Source organism: Falsihalocynthiibacter sp. S25ZX9 (assembly GCF_041205405.1).
GTDB classification, from domain to species: domain Bacteria; phylum Pseudomonadota; class Alphaproteobacteria; order Rhodobacterales; family Rhodobacteraceae; genus Falsihalocynthiibacter; species Falsihalocynthiibacter arcticus.
Genome location: NZ_JBGFCD010000034.1, coordinates 1 through 15,252, shown reverse-complemented (window position 1 = coordinate 15,252; position 15,252 = coordinate 1). Strand labels below are relative to the sequence as shown.

At 48.7% G+C, this 15,252-nt stretch carries 14 protein-coding genes; 6 read left to right on the top strand and 8 right to left on the bottom strand.

The window, feature by feature from the left end:
• Positions 1-389: 389 nt before the first annotated feature.
• The 4 genes from AB9F29_RS20775 to AB9F29_RS20760 all read right to left on the bottom strand — a co-directional run bounded on the left by AB9F29_RS20775 (position 390) and on the right by AB9F29_RS20760 (position 4,673).
• The gene (locus AB9F29_RS20775) at positions 390-2,336 is read right to left on the bottom strand and encodes an ATP-binding protein (protein ID WP_369757102.1); all 1,947 of its coding nucleotides are present in this window, start codon (positions 2,334-2,336) and stop codon (positions 390-392) included.
• Between the two features lie 473 nt (positions 2,337-2,809).
• The gene (locus AB9F29_RS20770; protein WP_369757101.1) at positions 2,810-3,502 is read right to left on the bottom strand and encodes a GGDEF domain-containing protein; all 693 of its coding nucleotides are present in this window, start codon (positions 3,500-3,502) and stop codon (positions 2,810-2,812) included.
• 352 nt (positions 3,503-3,854) lie between these two features.
• Complete coding sequence (locus tag AB9F29_RS20765; RefSeq protein WP_369757100.1) at positions 3,855-4,295, bottom strand: hypothetical protein; 441 nt, start codon at positions 4,293-4,295, stop codon at positions 3,855-3,857.
• Positions 4,296-4,304: 9 nt separating this feature from the next.
• On the bottom strand, positions 4,305-4,673 hold the full coding sequence (locus AB9F29_RS20760; protein WP_369757099.1) for an alpha/beta fold hydrolase: 369 nt from the start codon (positions 4,671-4,673) through the stop codon (positions 4,305-4,307).
• A gap of 534 nt (positions 4,674-5,207) precedes the next feature.
• On the opposite strand from AB9F29_RS20760, the gene AB9F29_RS20755 reads away from it, so the two are divergent.
• The 3 genes from AB9F29_RS20755 (at position 5,208) to AB9F29_RS20745 (ending at position 7,289) form a co-directional block, all read left to right on the top strand.
• Positions 5,208-5,552: a hypothetical protein gene (locus AB9F29_RS20755; protein ID WP_369757098.1), complete on the top strand. Its 345-nt coding sequence runs from the start codon at positions 5,208-5,210 to the stop codon at positions 5,550-5,552.
• Between the two features lie 690 nt (positions 5,553-6,242).
• Positions 6,243-6,740 carry a hypothetical protein gene (locus AB9F29_RS20750; RefSeq protein WP_369757097.1) on the top strand — a complete coding sequence of 166 codons (498 nt, stop codon included), beginning with the start codon at positions 6,243-6,245 and terminating at the stop codon, positions 6,738-6,740.
• A gap of 33 nt (positions 6,741-6,773) precedes the next feature.
• Positions 6,774-7,289 (top strand): helix-turn-helix transcriptional regulator, encoded by a 516-nt coding sequence (locus AB9F29_RS20745; RefSeq protein WP_335586120.1) that lies wholly within the window; start codon positions 6,774-6,776, stop codon positions 7,287-7,289.
• A gap of 211 nt (positions 7,290-7,500) precedes the next feature.
• On the opposite strand, the gene AB9F29_RS20740 is transcribed toward AB9F29_RS20745, so the two are convergent.
• From AB9F29_RS20740 to AB9F29_RS20730, 3 genes are all read right to left on the bottom strand, one after another.
• Positions 7,501-8,076 carry a hypothetical protein gene (locus tag AB9F29_RS20740; RefSeq protein ID WP_369757096.1) on the bottom strand — a complete coding sequence of 192 codons (576 nt, stop codon included), beginning with the start codon at positions 8,074-8,076 and terminating at the stop codon, positions 7,501-7,503.
• 199 nt (positions 8,077-8,275) lie between these two features.
• Complete coding sequence (locus AB9F29_RS20735; protein ID WP_369757095.1) at positions 8,276-9,268, bottom strand: aldo/keto reductase; 993 nt, start codon at positions 9,266-9,268, stop codon at positions 8,276-8,278.
• A gap of 110 nt (positions 9,269-9,378) precedes the next feature.
• Positions 9,379-9,714: a cupin domain-containing protein gene (locus AB9F29_RS20730; protein WP_369757094.1), complete on the bottom strand. Its 336-nt coding sequence runs from the start codon at positions 9,712-9,714 to the stop codon at positions 9,379-9,381.
• A 353-nt stretch (positions 9,715-10,067) separates the two neighbouring features.
• Between AB9F29_RS20730 and AB9F29_RS20725 the strand changes: the two genes are divergently transcribed.
• The 3 genes from AB9F29_RS20725 to AB9F29_RS20715 all read left to right on the top strand — a co-directional run bounded on the left by AB9F29_RS20725 (position 10,068) and on the right by AB9F29_RS20715 (position 14,069).
• Positions 10,068-10,901: a hypothetical protein gene (locus tag AB9F29_RS20725; RefSeq protein WP_369757093.1), complete on the top strand. Its 834-nt coding sequence runs from the start codon at positions 10,068-10,070 to the stop codon at positions 10,899-10,901.
• 505 nt (positions 10,902-11,406) lie between these two features.
• Positions 11,407-13,158: a hypothetical protein gene (locus AB9F29_RS20720; RefSeq protein ID WP_369757092.1), complete on the top strand. Its 1,752-nt coding sequence runs from the start codon at positions 11,407-11,409 to the stop codon at positions 13,156-13,158.
• Complete coding sequence (locus AB9F29_RS20715; RefSeq protein ID WP_369757091.1) at positions 13,158-14,069, top strand: viperin family antiviral radical SAM protein; 912 nt, start codon at positions 13,158-13,160, stop codon at positions 14,067-14,069. Before AB9F29_RS20720 ends, AB9F29_RS20715 begins: the two co-directional genes overlap by 1 nt.
• 898 nt (positions 14,070-14,967) lie before the next feature.
• Here the strand turns inward: AB9F29_RS20715 and AB9F29_RS20710 are convergent.
• The coding region (locus AB9F29_RS20710) for a hypothetical protein (protein ID WP_369757090.1) at positions 14,968-15,252 on the bottom strand (285 nt) is incomplete at its 5' end.

The following is a 15,252-nucleotide window of genomic DNA, read 5'->3' as shown; positions in this document are numbered from 1 at the left end:
CAGAACGGGAAACCTGCAATATCAATCACAGGTAAAAAGTGACGTAAGGCGATAAAAATGGCGACCAAATCGCTGGAGTGGTAAAATCACAACGGAAGCGATGGTCGCCGAAAGACTATAGGAGTTGAATTGAAATGATGCGCGATGCACCAATGGCCGCAATGCGAAAGCTGCGCCGCAGCATCTGCGAGGCTGAGGGACGGCAGCTATGGGCAGGAAGCGGACTCATTTTTCAAGTGCGGCATTGGAACTAAGTGCGGAAACCGGACTTTTGCTGCGTAATGCACGAAGGTCTGCTATGTGGATAAATGAACCTTTATGAGGCCTGCGCCAATTATTTCTTTCAGGAGGTCGTCAAAAACGGACGCTTCCCCCAAACCCAATTCAAGTCAATTGCTCTGGTTGACAGAGCTTAGCGTTTTGGACACCGCACTGAGCAGTTCATGACGGCTTGCGGGTTTCATTAAGCGGATATCAGACGGCTTAAGCCCGTTGCCGTGCACCGTCGCCTCAGAGGCATAGCCTGACAAGAAGATACAGGGTAAATTGGGATCAATCAATCGAATGGCTTTAGCCAATGCAGGACCTTGAAGGCTCCCTGGCATCACGATGTCTGTCAAAAGAAGGTCAAATCGAAGGTCAGTATTGAAAATTTCTAAAGCTTCGTCGCCTGTGGCTGCGGTTGTGACTGAGTAACCCGCATTCACCAAAATGCGTTTCAGAATGAGCAGAACTTCTTCTTCATCCTCTGCAAGGAGAATTTCAACTCGCTCGCTGGGACTATGAAACTGCTTGTGCGGCTCTCTTTTGGGGGGAACTAAAGCCTGAGTCGTAGCCTTGAAATAAAGTTTGAATGTTGTCCCGACACCAACTTCTGAATAAATGCGGATAGCACCTCCGGATTGTTTTATAAAACCGTGTACCATCGAAAGCCCTAAGCCAGATCCACGGCCAACGCCTTTGTCGGTGAAGAAAGGCTCAAAAACATGTTCTAGCTTTTCGGCAGGGATGCCGTGGCCGGTATCGCTAATTGCCAACATGACATAACGACCCGGTTCAATATCCTCACCCCGCTCTAACATATATTCTTCGCCAATCCGCATGTTTGCGGTTTCGATTGTCACCTTACCGCCTTCAGGCATCGCATCTCGGGCATTCAAGAGGATGTTGATAATCGAGGTCTCTATAGATGTTTCATCAACTTCAACATCCCATAGTCCGGCCTGCAACGACGTCTCGATGTTTATCGTTTTGGGCAAGACGCGGGCGCACCAGGACATCGTGTTTTGCACGTTGTGATTCAGATTAAGTCGCTTTGGTTGCAGATGTGCGCGGCGCGAAAAACTAAGCAGGTTTTTGGTCAGGCCCGCGCCACGATTGGTCGCATCAATAGCTGTTTCGATTCGGGCTTTCCAATCGTCTTTGCGACCTGTTTCAAGGCACAACTCCAGATTTCCAAGGATGATGGCAAGTAGGTTGTTGAAATCATGCGCCACACCGCCCGTTAGAGTGCCAACGGCTTCGATCCGCTGCGACTGGCGCAGGCGCATTTCGGCCAGGCGCAGCTCGGTCACGTCAATACTTGTGCCGGTATTTGCGATTACCTTGCCGTTTTCATCAATAACGGGCTCTACTATTTCGGAGATATACCTAATCCCATGATCCGGATGCAGAGCGCGGTATTCATAAACTTGGTCTTCACCGTCATTCAATCGAGCGATTGCGTTTACGATAATATGGAGATCATCCGCATGTATATGGCTAAGATCTGGGCTGTGCCCCGAAGTTTTGGTGATATATTCGTCCGGCATCAAACCAAAGTGTGCAGCGTATTGTTCTGAACAGAACGTACAAGTTCCAGTTGATTTTTCGTAAGAAAAGAGGCCGATGCGCGCAATGCGGATCGCTGTTTTTAGCCGCGCTTCACTTTCAGCCACCATGGTGACCTGTTTGTTCTTTTCCTCGGTCTGTTCGTTCAGGGAAGTTTCAAGGGTCTTCTCCCTGTCACGCAGCGCTTGTATGCCTGTATCGCGTTGTTCTCGTAGTCGCCCAAGCAATGTGCCCAGAAGCGTGAATAACACCGACCCAAGGGCAACTTGCAGCAAACTCCCTGTCAAAGTGGCAGGTCCAAATCCAACGAGGTATGAATTAAAGACAAAAAGGGACGCAATCAGTCCGGAAATCAACCCAGAACGTTGTCCGCCCATCGATCCAGCAATCACCACGCAGACTACGATGATGAGAAACGGAATAGGAATTGCCAACCCTGTGCGAAAGGAAACCTCGACCGCAAGCACGGCAAGAACTGTGGGCAAAACCCATGCCAACTTAATCATTTATGGCTCACTCGCAGCAAACTGGATCATCACAGCCATTATCTTAACCTCAACGTTGAACGTAACTGGAAGAATATTCTATGTTTGGAACGGCGTCTCGACAATTACGAGAGCTCGTTCGAGCAATCTGTAGCATTCCAGCTTGAATAGCAATTAGACGGTTTGGCGTCTAATTTTTCTGAAGGCTGTAGATGTCTAATCCAAGCCACTTAATTTACACCAAAACCCTTCGTAATACGGCATGCGACTTTTCAGGTTCTTGGCTCTGGTCACAAAAGCCAACGTTCAATCACTCCGCCGCATCTAAGAATATGGGCTCGTAGTGGTGCTTCGTCGCGCAAGGCGGCAAGGTCGGCATTGATGGGTGAGTGATTTGGTCCAATTTCTGCACCATGCACTTTTCTGCCATAAGGGCGAGAACCGGACTTTTGCCGGACTTGGAACGAAAGTCCACGGTGAGGCTTTGCCGTCATTTACCCCAACTGCAGAGGTTTACTTAGTGATCCTCCAACTATGAGATCAACAACTCCCTTTTTCAGCGCCCGTCGAGTATAATCGTGACGAGGGGAAATTCCCACCATTGACAGTCCGGTTTTTCCGAGTGTTTTTGCTCGATATAGGGCCGCGTCCGCTTGCTTCAACAAGTCAAGATATGAGGGGCCGGAGTGCCCAATTCGGGTTGCAATCCCAATGCTAACAGTAATGGAACGCAGTAGATTTGCATCATTGGCAATTTGATCGTGTATGCGTTGAGCAAATAAAAATGCTCCCTCGCTGTCGGTACCGTTTAGCGTAAAAATGAACTCTTCGCCACCGAAGCGCTCTGCTGTTTCTGTTTCTCGGCAAGCCTTTGAATGGCATAAACCCAAGGCTTGTAACACATTGTCGCCGTGGCTGTGACTGTAGGTGTCACTAATCCTTTTGAAGTCGTCTATATCAAGGATCAAAAACGACAATGAATCACCACTTCGCTCGCAGGCGGCAAATTGGTGTTCAATTTCTAGATTGAAAGCCCGACGATTCATGAGGGTGGTTAGCTCATCTACTGTGGCCATTTCTGCAAGGCGGATCGATTGCTCCTCCAGCGTGCTTCTGGCTTGAACCAACTCGTTATATAGTTTGTCTCTGTTGACGGCCAAAAAGAACCCCCAGATGGATTGTTCCATCCTTGCGGGTCTTAGCATTTGCAATCACTGGTAGACGAGCGCCGTCCTTGCTTAAGAATGTCAGTTGTATTTCAAGGCATTCGCCACTTTCGAGAAGCATCGGGTAAACATAGCTCTCGCAGAAAAGCCGAGAAGCAGGCGACATAATGGTGGTAGAAGCCTGGCCGACAACTTGCTCGACAGGCCATCCCAACTCATCGGTGATATACCGATTTGAAAAATGATTCTGCGATGATTGTTTGAGACAAAACACCCAAAAGGCAGATCATCCAGTTCGACACTTGTCAGGCCCGTCAGCAGGTCGAAACTCTAAGAAATTCCGTTACATTCTGACCGACTTCTTTTGGGTGAGTCATGTGCAGGCAATGGCCTTCAGTGTCGCCTTGGGAATTTCCTTTTTCACGAACTCGCCGATTGAAGTTCCCGCGAGCGCATCAACACTACTTTGGAGGATAAGAACTGGGTGTATCGCTTCAGGTAGCAGGTGCCTTAGGTCCGAAAAGAACGTCGCCTTGGCAAACGTTTTGGCGATGACAGGGGCTGTTGAGCAAAAGCTGTCTGAAAGCTCTCCGACTAATTCCGACCCCTTGTCCGCACCCATAACAAGGGGAGCGAGGTCGTTCGCCCAACCGATGTAATTTTTGTCCATTAAGTCGATAAGTTCTTCCAAGTCGGCGCGATCAAATCCTCCAAAATAATCAGGCGGGAGGTTCAAGAAACACGGTGACGGGCATACCATAACAAGGTTTTTGAAGTATTCCGGAGACTGTAGGGACGCAATCAATCCGATCATTGAGCTAACTTAATGACCGATGAGGGTCGCTTTTTTGATATCCAAGGCATCACAGATATCTGTCACATCTTCGGCGTAGCCTTCCAAAGCGCCATATTTCTTTGCATTAAATGCTGATATATCGGATTTTCCGTTCCCCGCATAGTCAAACAGAACTATTCGGAAATGTTTAGAGAGTTCCGGTGTTAGAAAACGCCACATAGTCTGGTCGCAACCGAAGCCATGCGCCATGAGAAGCGTGTGCTCTCCCGATCCAATCACCGTGATATTGTTGCGCAGTGATACGTCGCCTTTTGTCATTCCCAATTGCGGCACCCCGTTGATTTGATGTACAAGCCCAACCCCAGCGGATGTCAAAGTTTGAATAACAAACCACATTTAAACCAAAAGAAGCCTGCTATTACGCAGATCGTTAATATTAAAATAAAGTTAACAACTCCTAAACGAGCATCTCGCCGATAAACGTTTAGGACTCAGGCCTGCCATTCGTTTCGCAAGGTGCCAAGGTCAGCTTTGGGCCGTACACGGCAACCATGGGCGAGAGTAATGTGGTCAATTTCTGCAACATGCACATTTTGACAATAAGGGCGGGAACCGGACTTTCGCTGCAGTTGGCTCAAAGGTCGGTTGAGCGGGGAAAAACTGACATCTTCGAGATGCCAACAGAAATTCCATCCAATCTGCCTTGCAAAAACACTGCACCTCCAGTTTGTTTTTGCAAGCGGGTGCAGATCAAGGCGTGCCAGAGGCCTGGGGCTTAGGCATCAGGAGGAGGGATAGACCTTCGGAAAAGACTGGAAACCTTATGAAAACGATATCAGGACTAGCAATTATCTTGGCTACGACTTTCTCAAGTTCAGCTTTTGCGGAGGGGGATTTGTCGCGTGCCGATGTGCAAAAATCGCCATGGAGATGGGCACGGACGATGACGGGAATATGTATTTCAAGCCTGACCATTTGGAGTTTGAAACTGGCAAGGCGTATGCGTTGGTTATAACCAACGTTGACGATTACAAGCACGAGCTGGCCATGCATGAGGTGAGCGAAAAGTTTTTCACTCGCAAAATCGAAATCGAATCTCCGGACGGCGAACTGGTAGCTGAAATCAAGGGCAAAATTGAAGAAGTCGAAGTCGGCCCGCATCAAACCGTCGAATGGTTTTTTGTACCAATTCAAATCGGCGCTGACCTAGATATGAGCTGCGAAATCGAAGGCCACAAAGAAGCGGGCATGTTCGGAACCGTCACGCGATATTGACTGTGTCTGGTGTAATAGCATAGCAACTATGAAAGGGGTCCCTGCGACAGTCCGCAGAACTGAACGTAATCTGTAAGTTGTTTCGCACCTGTGGTATAAGTCAGCAATCCGCCTTAAATTGACCTTGGCGGCTTCAGGATGGCAACAACAACCTCAACACTAATCTCAACCAACCAGAAACTTGAAACACATTTCCATCATGCGGTGTGAATTACTCGCATGATGGGATAGTTAGGGATACGACTACAACAACGTCAGACCACTTTCATCGCTTGGAACCCAAACACCCGCTCAAGCGCGACGAACGCTTGGGCAATCTGAAAGCCCCCCGCATGACGCGCTGGCCTAAAACGAAGCCATCGATTATGAAATCCAAACCTGCAAACTCTCTTTATAAATGCGGGGGCTTTGGAGAGCAGGTCAGGACGACACGATGCGATTTTGAATCTCGAACAATTGCACGAATAGCTAGCATTCCCCAATCTCCTCGTCAGTTGCTACCAAGGCGCTCTCGATCTCAAGACTGCCATCTTTGGTGTTTGTGTGCGAGTGGTTTGCAAGGGCAGCTTAACCAAGTGGCGCACTCGTATGCTTTAGGCTCTATCTGGTCAAAACAAACCAAAGTTATATTATCAAACTCACCACATAGCTTTATGTCTTGGTAAGGTTTTTAACTTTAGGAGAAAATCCATGAAACTGAGACAAGCAACATTGAGTATCACATTTGCTCTGATGGCTAGCAGCGCTATGGCGCAACAAAGTCAAGATGATATCATCAAAATGTTGGGTAGAGAAGGCTTTACCAAAGTCGAGATTAGCAAGACATTTTTTGGAGATCTGAGATTCGAAGCCACTGCGCCAGGAATTGAGCGGGAACTTATTTTAGGTAAAAACGGTACAATAAAACGTGACCGTTCTGAGAAAAGCGACGACAGCAGCGATGACATCAGCGACGACAGCGGCGATGACAGCAGCGACGACAGCAGCGATGACAGCAGCGACGACAGCAGCGACGACAGCAGCGACGACAGCAGCGATGACAGCAGCGACGACAGCAGCGATGACAGCAGCGACGACAGCAGCGACGACAGCGGCGATGACAGCAGCGACGACAGCAGCGACGACAGCAGCGACGACAGCCGCGACGACAGCGGCGATGACAGCAGCGACGACAGCGGCGATGATTGATCACAATCACAATGCAGCACTGGAGGACTCTAGGTGAAAGCGAATGCGCCGTCCAAAATCGCCTTAAAGTTTGGCATTCTCATCTATGTAGTCTCGGCCTTAGCCTTTTTAAGTGAGCTTTTCGCTGAAATAACCGGTTATTCTCTCTTTTACCGAAACTGGCTAGCGCACGAACTTATTGAGATATTGACTTTTATTGGCTTTTTAGTTGGCGCATTCCTGATCTGGCGTAGTCAGAAGCTTCTTGCTAAACGCAATGCGGAAATCGAGCTCCACCTTCGCGCAGCGCAAGGAGAATTCTTCGCGATGGTGAACTTGCAATTCGATCGCTGGGGCTTAAGCAAAGCGGAACGCGACATAGCCTTACTTACAACAAAAGGTTTGTCCGTTGCCGAAATTGCTGATCTTCGAAATACCACTCAAGGCACTGTAAAATCACAAAACAACTCCATTTATCGCAAGGCCAAGGTTAACTCTCGAACCCAGTTATTAGGGGCGCTAATCGATGAACTTTTCATCGAAGACCCGATAAAGATGAATTTGGAATAGATTGGCTGATCAAAGCTGACCGTCGAGCGCTTTCCACTAAGGTCGGCAATGGGCCGTTCGCGACAACTGCACTAAGAGTTGTCTCGGAATTTTTATGCAAACGCAGCATTCGTCACTAAGGGCGGAGATCGAACTTTCGCTACGCACCGAACTAAGGTCAGCTTTGCGAGCTATCCATCACAACATTTAAATGTGTAGTGCTTCAGTTCCTTTAGTTCCGCATCATCATCTCATGGACGGCCTGCATTCCGCGATCAGCCATATCCGAGACTTCAGCGGCATGGACGTGCAGTGCCTCTACTACCTCGGTGTCGTCCGAGGTCTGGATCACTACAATTCCTGTGTCGGTGACTTCAATCTCGGTTTGGATACGATCACCGCGCGCGAATAGTATATCGAGTGTTCGACTTTGAATGATAATCTCCGGATCGTCACCTTCTTCCACTCGGTTAATCATCCCCGTCACATGGCTAATTAATTCCGCCATGACATCCTCGTCTGAGGAACGGGTAACCGTTCGAATGCCGTTTGGTAGGACGGTGACTTCACGGCTTATAGTTTCGAAATTGCGGAACATGACCGCCAATTCCGCGCTTTCCTCCGGTGAAGCATTTGTTCCCCTCAACCCCGGCATTATTACCTCGTCGTGCCCTGTGCCGTCCGCACCGTGCGTGTGCTCCGACATCTGTGCGAGAACACTCCCGTTAAAAAAGACGATAGACCCGACAGTTAAGATAAAGGCCAATACAAGTCCGACCAGCGTTTTACTACGAAAACTCTTTTTCATTTCAACCCCTCCATGTTCCTAATATTGGATAGCTATGGCATCGATACCTTGTCGTAGATATGATTTTGATCATGCCGTCTGCGTATTTAAATCGTTTTTGATGGAGGCGCGACCGGTATCAATGCAAAGACCCACGTTCTGTTTCGCACAGGTGGACAAAGCAAAGAATGCGACCTTGAGTAGCAGCGCACGAGAGCAATCAGCTGTATCTTTCTGGCCCCTCCCATTGTTCCGATGTGTATCGATCACCATGGGCCCAGCCAACAGGAAGAGCAGCTTCAATGCGCCCGAGGTCCTCGGCGCTCAGGTCGATCTCGGCACCGCGAATGAGTTCTGCAAGGTGTGCCGTATTTTTGGTGCCCGGAATCGGCAACACATGTTTGCCCTGCGCAATAATCCAAGCGATGGCGAGCGCTGCGGCGGGCTCGCCAATGTCATCAGCGAGCGCCCGCAACTTATTGGTTGCAGCGATATTTGCGCTGTAATTTGGCTCCATGAAGCGCGGATTGTTCTTGGTAAAGGCCATGGATTGGGCATGCTCATAGGAAAATGGCGCATCCGTGAGGAACGCGCGACCAACAGGTGAAAACGCAACGAGCGTCGTCCCTAATTCGGCGCAGGCCTGAGACAGCCCCAACTCAGGTGCACGGGTTGACAGCGAATACTCAGACTGAACCGCAGAAATTGGGCATTCAGTGGACGCGCGCCGAAGTGTGCTTGGCGCAATCTCAGATAGTCCAACGGCCATCGTTTTACCACTCTCGATAAGGCGTTTAAGGGTTCCTGCGACCTCTTCTGGACTATACGTGCGGTCGAAACGATGGACATAAAATAAATCGACATGATCAACGCCGAGGCGCTGGAGGCTTGCGTCCAGAGAAGTCTCCAAATAGGCCAAGTCGTTATTGAAGCGATGTGTCGCTTCTCCCGTAATCCCTGCTTTTGTGGCGAGAACCACGTCTTCTCTCGCGGCTGGGTTATTTGCAAACCAATCCCCTATGATCTCTTCTGAGCGGCCTTTGCCATAGACATTCGCAGTATCTATATGGGTCACCCCAGCAGTTCGACACGTGTTTAAAACGGCGTGACTTTCTTCCATTGTCGCGCCACCATAGATGCCAGCGAAGGACATGGCCCCTATTCCGAATTGTGAAATTTCAGGGCCATTCTCACCTAAGTTTGTTCTTTTCATTCAAGTTTATCCTACATTTATTACGCCTCGCTGTCGAACAGGAGACCTTTCTATCCTTGAACGCGACCACAGTTTAATCCAAATATCTGCTGCCCGAAAAACGCTGTTCGTTAGTACTTTATTGCGTATCGATCTGCTTCTTCAAAAACGTCGATAACTCGAGTTCCGGCTTTGATCATCGCCCCATGCTCAACGCCCGCAGGAATAGAATAGCTATCACCGGCTCCGTAACGCTTGCTCTCTCCACCGATGGTGAATTCGATTTCACCTTCGACGACAGTGCCCCATTGCGCCCCATGCGAATGTAAGGGAAGTTCCATATCCTTGAGGAAAGTGAAAAAGGCCACGAGGCCAGATTCGGATTTCACAACGGCTGTCTGTACGACATCCTCGGGGAAAGGCACATCAATGCTGGGAAACGCGGTAATAAACTCTGGGTACGGCATGAAGAGATCCTTTAACTGGCGGCTTGACTAAGATCGCTGTTGGTCAAAATCACTGTGCCAGCCCAACCCCGATTTTGCAATCTGAAGTCACATTGAACTCAAAGCGGACCTCCCTAGAGCAAAGCATAAATGTCGGCGTTGGGCCGTTCGCGACATTGATGAGCGAGTAGTTTGGCCCAATTTCTGAACCATGCCCATTTCGTCTTGAAAGGCGAAAACCGGAACTCGCTTCATTTGCTCAAGCTTCCTTAATCCAGCGGCAAATACTGGCTGAAGGAGTTGATCCAACTGAGTTCCGAAAGTGGATTGAGAAGAGGTTCGGACCGCAATTCTATTCACAGTCACTTGCAGATATGCGCATCGCGCCACGCTGGCACCCTGACCTCATTCATGCGGATCAGTTGAAACAGGAATTTATTGGCCGACTCTTAAGATCAGGGGAGATGTTCAAAGACAAACTTGGAGAAGGCCGTCTGCTTGAGATTCTATCGCCGACGAGTGAGCACAAACATAGCCTAAAGGCTCTATGCGAGCCCCTAAAGCCGTATTTTCCTGGCCCTCTAGAGGGGAATACGCCGCCGTCGCAACATATTCCCGAGGAAATGCTGGCTGTAATATACGAACAGTTGGCCGAACCAGCGCTTAGTACAAGCTCTTTCATAGCTGCCGTGAATCTCGCTAATGTTTTCATGGTCGAAGCTGACTTGGCAGCCAAAATCTCTGAACTGCTTCAAAAGGGGCGCTATCAACTTCACAATGTGGATAACACAAGAGAGCTGACCGCTGTTCTCTCGGGGCTAGCCAAAATTGCTGCGGTAACCCGTAGCAGCGAGCTCGCTAAAGACGTCCGGGTTCTTGTTCGCAGATATCGTAACGATCCAAATTTGCAGATATCAATATCCGACGCCTACCGAACACTTTTCTTTGCCGCCAGCGCCCACGCAGAAGTTAATGATTGGTGTGTTTTTGTTGGAGAGTTCCTAGAAAACCTGGCATTTAGTACGCTGGCGAAAGACGATGCCGAGGAGTTGCGGTCCCTCATTCAATATATGTGCATTGCAGAACCAGAGCTCTGGACGACAATAGGGGCTTCCGATGCAGCGCTTTCTGCTTTTTTGGCCTCATTGCTTGAAGTTCTTCATTCAGTTTGGACGGTTTGCCGCGTTTTTCGGAACGGGCTCTCGTGAACCGAACCAATGCGGTTTCGGCCCTGCGGCTTCGATCTCTCGCGTGTCGGCAGGCCTCTGACAGCTCCTGTGAGCGGCCTCCTTTCTTAAAAACAGAATGGGGTCTTACCCGCAGCCATCAAGACCTGAACGCCCTTTGACGCTGATCATGGTAGATGGCGGCCTTGTCCGCACACCGACGTTTCTGTCAACAAAAATGCTGGACCATGCATCAATGGCCGCTTCGGCAGCTACCAGCCGCTATCCAAGACAACTTGCTATAGATATTGCCCCGAGGGCTTGCTTAAACAACAGGGTAGGGTGTTTGAATTAAAACCCATAAGGGTATTGCAAATTCCGATGAGGCTGTTATCTCAGGGTTAGGGAAGCACTCCCTGCGGTTGTCGACAATAAGTCTGTACTGACAAACAAAAGATGCAAGCTGCAAATAGACAGTGCCAGATACTGGTAAATTTTTCCATTTCCCTTCGTGCATGCAGACTGCGCGTTATTAGGAACCGGAAACATGCATGTATCTTACCTACCTTTCAAAAACCTGCATTTCGCAGAAATTACAGATATCGACCCAGACAGCCTAAAAAAGGCTTCGGAATTCGCGCGGCGACAGGGCCGTGATGTTGAACCGATAGGTCACTCGACCACGCTTAATTTCATTGCTAAATCCCTAGGTGTTAAGGCTGGTTGGTCTGGTTATCAAAAAGAGTATCGCGACTCTATTGCACCGTTCCTTGAGGAAAATCGCCTACTAAGACGGCAAGATATTCTGAAACAGGATTTGAATGACCAGTTTCACCACTTTTCTTCGGAGCAAATTTCAGGGCGTCTGTTTAACTCTGGCCGTCCGCTTCCTGACAAAATGTTTATTGGCGACGGTTTCAATTATTGGGATCTTCTGGATCTGGCCGTAAAGCATCCCAAAATGCATGTTGAAACCTCAATGGGGGATCATATTTTTCAAATTGACAGGTCCGGAATACCTAATAATTATCAAATTCATATGAATGACGGGAAATGCGACTTCACAGATGCCAGCGTATTCTCAAATTTTCTAGGCGATCAGCTCTGTAAGCCACCCGAAGAAGAACCAGTTGCCTGTCTTTACCGGCTTGATGAAACGGCTAGGTCAGATTTGAAGCGCGCTGGTGAAATTCTATCCATTCTCCTGCAGGGCGCGGAAAGCGGATGGGCAGAAGTGATCCCGTACAATAAAAATTTGGTATTTTTGCGCTTAGACGATGGGCGTTATGATTTCTTTTTTAAAAATATGCGCCACCAAAAATTCGCAAGAAATCCCTATTTGCCTTATCTCAGGGATAAAGACATCAGCAAGAAAAGTCGAAGTGATGATTTTTCTGTTTGGTCATATTTTCAATATGATGGGTGGAAAGAACTAGATGTACATAAGGCGAATGTTATGTGCCTCGGCACAGTTTCTAAACCATCAATGCGGATTGACGTAACTGGCGAAGCCTTTCTAAAGGAATATTTGATTGACCACGGGCGATACCAGCTCGAAAGACACGAGGCGCCTGCTCGGAAAGGGTATCACTACAAGTCCAGTGAAAATGGTGGGTTATGTTTCACAGACCTCGTTACGATCAAAAAATTTGATCGCTTTCTGGCAGAAAATCCAGATTACGCGCGGCACCGAGAGGGGCTAGAGGATGTAGGTAACTTCGCCGGCGCGGAATATGAGCCAGATGACCTACCAGCTGCGGTCACATGGTACGATGCACTTGCATATGCTTCCTGGCGCAGAGGGGTAGAAAAGTTACCCTTGAGGTTGCTTGAAGTCGCGCAGTTTGTAGATTTGACCGATGGATTGCAGAGTCTTGCGCCTGAGCATAACGAGGAATTTACATATTCGCATGCTGAGTTCCCCGACCGTCCCTTTACGTTCTACGATCCAGAAAACGAAGCCTATCTACCTGAAATCGGGAGAAGACCGGATTATATGCCCGAGGGTGAGTTTAAGAAGTGGACCCTGCGATATAGTCAAAAAACGTTACTATGGGGGACCTCTAACTTCAAATTGGAAGTGGTGCGCTCACCGTGGTTCAGCGAATGGCTGGCGCCCAAAGGGCAAGCGATTAACACTTGGGGGTTCTGTCCGCCGCAAGACATTATGTTCGCCCACCGCTACGCTGGTGCATATTCATCTGGTTCTTTTGCACCAACAAGTGATGGCAAGTATAAGTCTATGAAAATTGGATTTCGCCTTTGCTACAAAGTATTTGGTAGTGAGGGTTTCGTATAATGTACGCGTCTTCTAAAACCCGCGAATTGGTCATCAACTGGCACCTCACCGAGGCCTGCAATTATGGCTGCAAATACTGCTATTCAGCTTGGACAAAAGAACTTGGAGCCAGTGATGTTGTGAAAGACAAGGCTGCGTCATTCGACCTTATTCGCGAAATTTATACATTTTTTCGTCCAGGCAATACGGCGAACCCTTTATTCAACAAAATGCAATGGACAAGCGTGCGATTGAACTTTGCAGGAGGTGAACCATTGCTTCATGATAAAAAGTTACCTGATTTGGTCCGATTTGCTTATGAAGTCGGGTTTCGCACATCATTGATTAGCAATGGCAGCCGCCTTTCAGCCGACCTTCTTGGAGATATTGCGCCATATATGGATTGGCTGGGGCTTAGCCTTGATTCAACGAACAATCAGGTCAACCGGCAGATTGGTCGGGTTGATCGGCGCGGAGAATTGCTTGACTTAGCTGGCATGTCTAAGACAGTCGCATCCGAAATGCAGAAAAATCCATCACTTAAGCTCAAAATAAACACCGTCGTTAATGCACTTAATGCTGATGAAAACTTCACCAGTTTGATTTCGAAATTGACTCCAAACAAGTGGAAAATCCTCAGAATGCTTCCGGTGGTCAATCAGAACCTGGCCGTTAGTGATGCCGCATTTAAGGCTTTCGTTGAACGGCACCGCGCATTTAGAGATATCTATCGGATCGAAGATAATCATGAGATGCTTGAATCCTACATTATGATCGACCCATTAGGACGATTTTACCAAAATGGAGATGACACGCTCAGCAATGGATATCAGTATAGCCCGCCAATACTGAATGCGGGCGCCCCTGCAGCCTTCGAGAATATGAGGTTTTCGGCAGAGCGTTACGCTGCCCGCTATAGCGAGGTGGCGTAATGCAGTACTGCAAATGTGACAAAACAAATGCCGCCGTAAAAAAGATGCTCAAAGTGGGTTGGACATTTAGCTGGGGTGGCAAGCACGGCAAACTGAAGGCTCCGATAGGCGGGAAGACCTTGACCGTCGCATGGTCTCCAAGTAGTTCACGCAGTTTTTTGTGTTTCAAAAGGGATGTACGCAGATGGTCAGTTGATTTTGGCCAATCATATCCCATCAGATGATGGGATAAAACTATAGGAAGCACAAACGCCCCAACTATCCAACCATGCGTAAAAAACGAATGAATTAATACAATCTTTTCGGATACGGCCCCACTTTTTCACCGGCGCGGCGCCGGCAAACAAATCCAGATGCACATTCATCAGTAAAAACGGTGCATGTTGTGCCGCGCATGTGAAGCTAGTCTGGTAATCGTTGGTGCTGTTTAGCATCGTGGCTTGCCAATGTCTGTTTCTGGCAAGCTGCACTGCGGCGTCGAGAGGTCCAACGGACGTCTCCTTTGGGCCGTTCTCGACATTGATGGAAAGGGGAAGCGGCCCGAATGCTGCACCATGCACATTTCGACTTAATGGGCGGGATGCGGACATTCGCTGCAAGAGTTCGAATCTCGTGTCAGTATGGTGAAGCAGCCATTCACACGGTTCTGAATCCGCCTATTTTATTTACTACGACGCTCTATCTGAGTCACGAATGACGATATTGAAAATAGATAAGGAATGCGCGCCAGAATAGATGAACCTTTCGACTGGATTATTGAGTGGGATCGTAACGCCCATAAAGAGAAGACAGCATCCTTCCAACCCACGGGGCTTGCTCTCGCTCGCCAATGTTTTTCGAGCGAGAGCTCGTCAGGCGTGTGTGACCAAAGCACCTTGCTTTGCCGAGAGATGTTGATTCAAGTGTTTTTACGGTGATTTATCGCCATCCAGACTGCAACCGCTGTGTGCAGCGCGGCAGTTGGCGCGAGCAACACCCCCCAGTAGTGCTCGATCACGGTGAGGTAGATCAGGAGCATAGCGATGGCCTCATTATAGAGCAGCAAGGCCCTGAAAGGCGGGTTGGACCTGTCGCGCTTTAGTGCCGCCCCAAGTGCTCGTTTAAGCCACTTTCCGTTCGAAAGCGACGGGACTTTTCCATCCCAGTGCTGAATGGCGCCGTCGCGGATTGTAGAACCCATTGA

Coding starts and splice junctions, on each gene's coding strand:
- AB9F29_RS20775 (WP_369757102.1), bottom strand. CDS start 2,336: ATGATTAAGTTGGCATGGGTTTTGCCCACAGTTCTTGCCGTGCTTGCG.
- AB9F29_RS20770 (WP_369757101.1), bottom strand. CDS start 3,502: ATGGAACAATCCATCTGGGGGTTCTTTTTGGCCGTCAACAGAGACAAA.
- AB9F29_RS20765 (WP_369757100.1), bottom strand. CDS start 4,295: ATGATCGGATTGATTGCGTCCCTACAGTCTCCGGAATACTTCAAAAAC.
- AB9F29_RS20760 (WP_369757099.1), bottom strand. CDS start 4,673: ATGTGGTTTGTTATTCAAACTTTGACATCCGCTGGGGTTGGGCTTGTA.
- AB9F29_RS20755 (WP_369757098.1), top strand. CDS start 5,208: ATGGGCACGGACGATGACGGGAATATGTATTTCAAGCCTGACCATTTG.
- AB9F29_RS20750 (WP_369757097.1), top strand. CDS start 6,243: ATGAAACTGAGACAAGCAACATTGAGTATCACATTTGCTCTGATGGCT.
- AB9F29_RS20740 (WP_369757096.1), bottom strand. CDS start 8,076: ATGAAAAAGAGTTTTCGTAGTAAAACGCTGGTCGGACTTGTATTGGCC.
- AB9F29_RS20735 (WP_369757095.1), bottom strand. CDS start 9,268: ATGAAAAGAACAAACTTAGGTGAGAATGGCCCTGAAATTTCACAATTC.
- AB9F29_RS20730 (WP_369757094.1), bottom strand. CDS start 9,714: ATGCCGTACCCAGAGTTTATTACCGCGTTTCCCAGCATTGATGTGCCT.
- AB9F29_RS20725 (WP_369757093.1), top strand. CDS start 10,068: ATGCGCATCGCGCCACGCTGGCACCCTGACCTCATTCATGCGGATCAG.
- AB9F29_RS20720 (WP_369757092.1), top strand. CDS start 11,407: ATGCATGTATCTTACCTACCTTTCAAAAACCTGCATTTCGCAGAAATT.
- AB9F29_RS20715 (WP_369757091.1), top strand. CDS start 13,158: ATGTACGCGTCTTCTAAAACCCGCGAATTGGTCATCAACTGGCACCTC.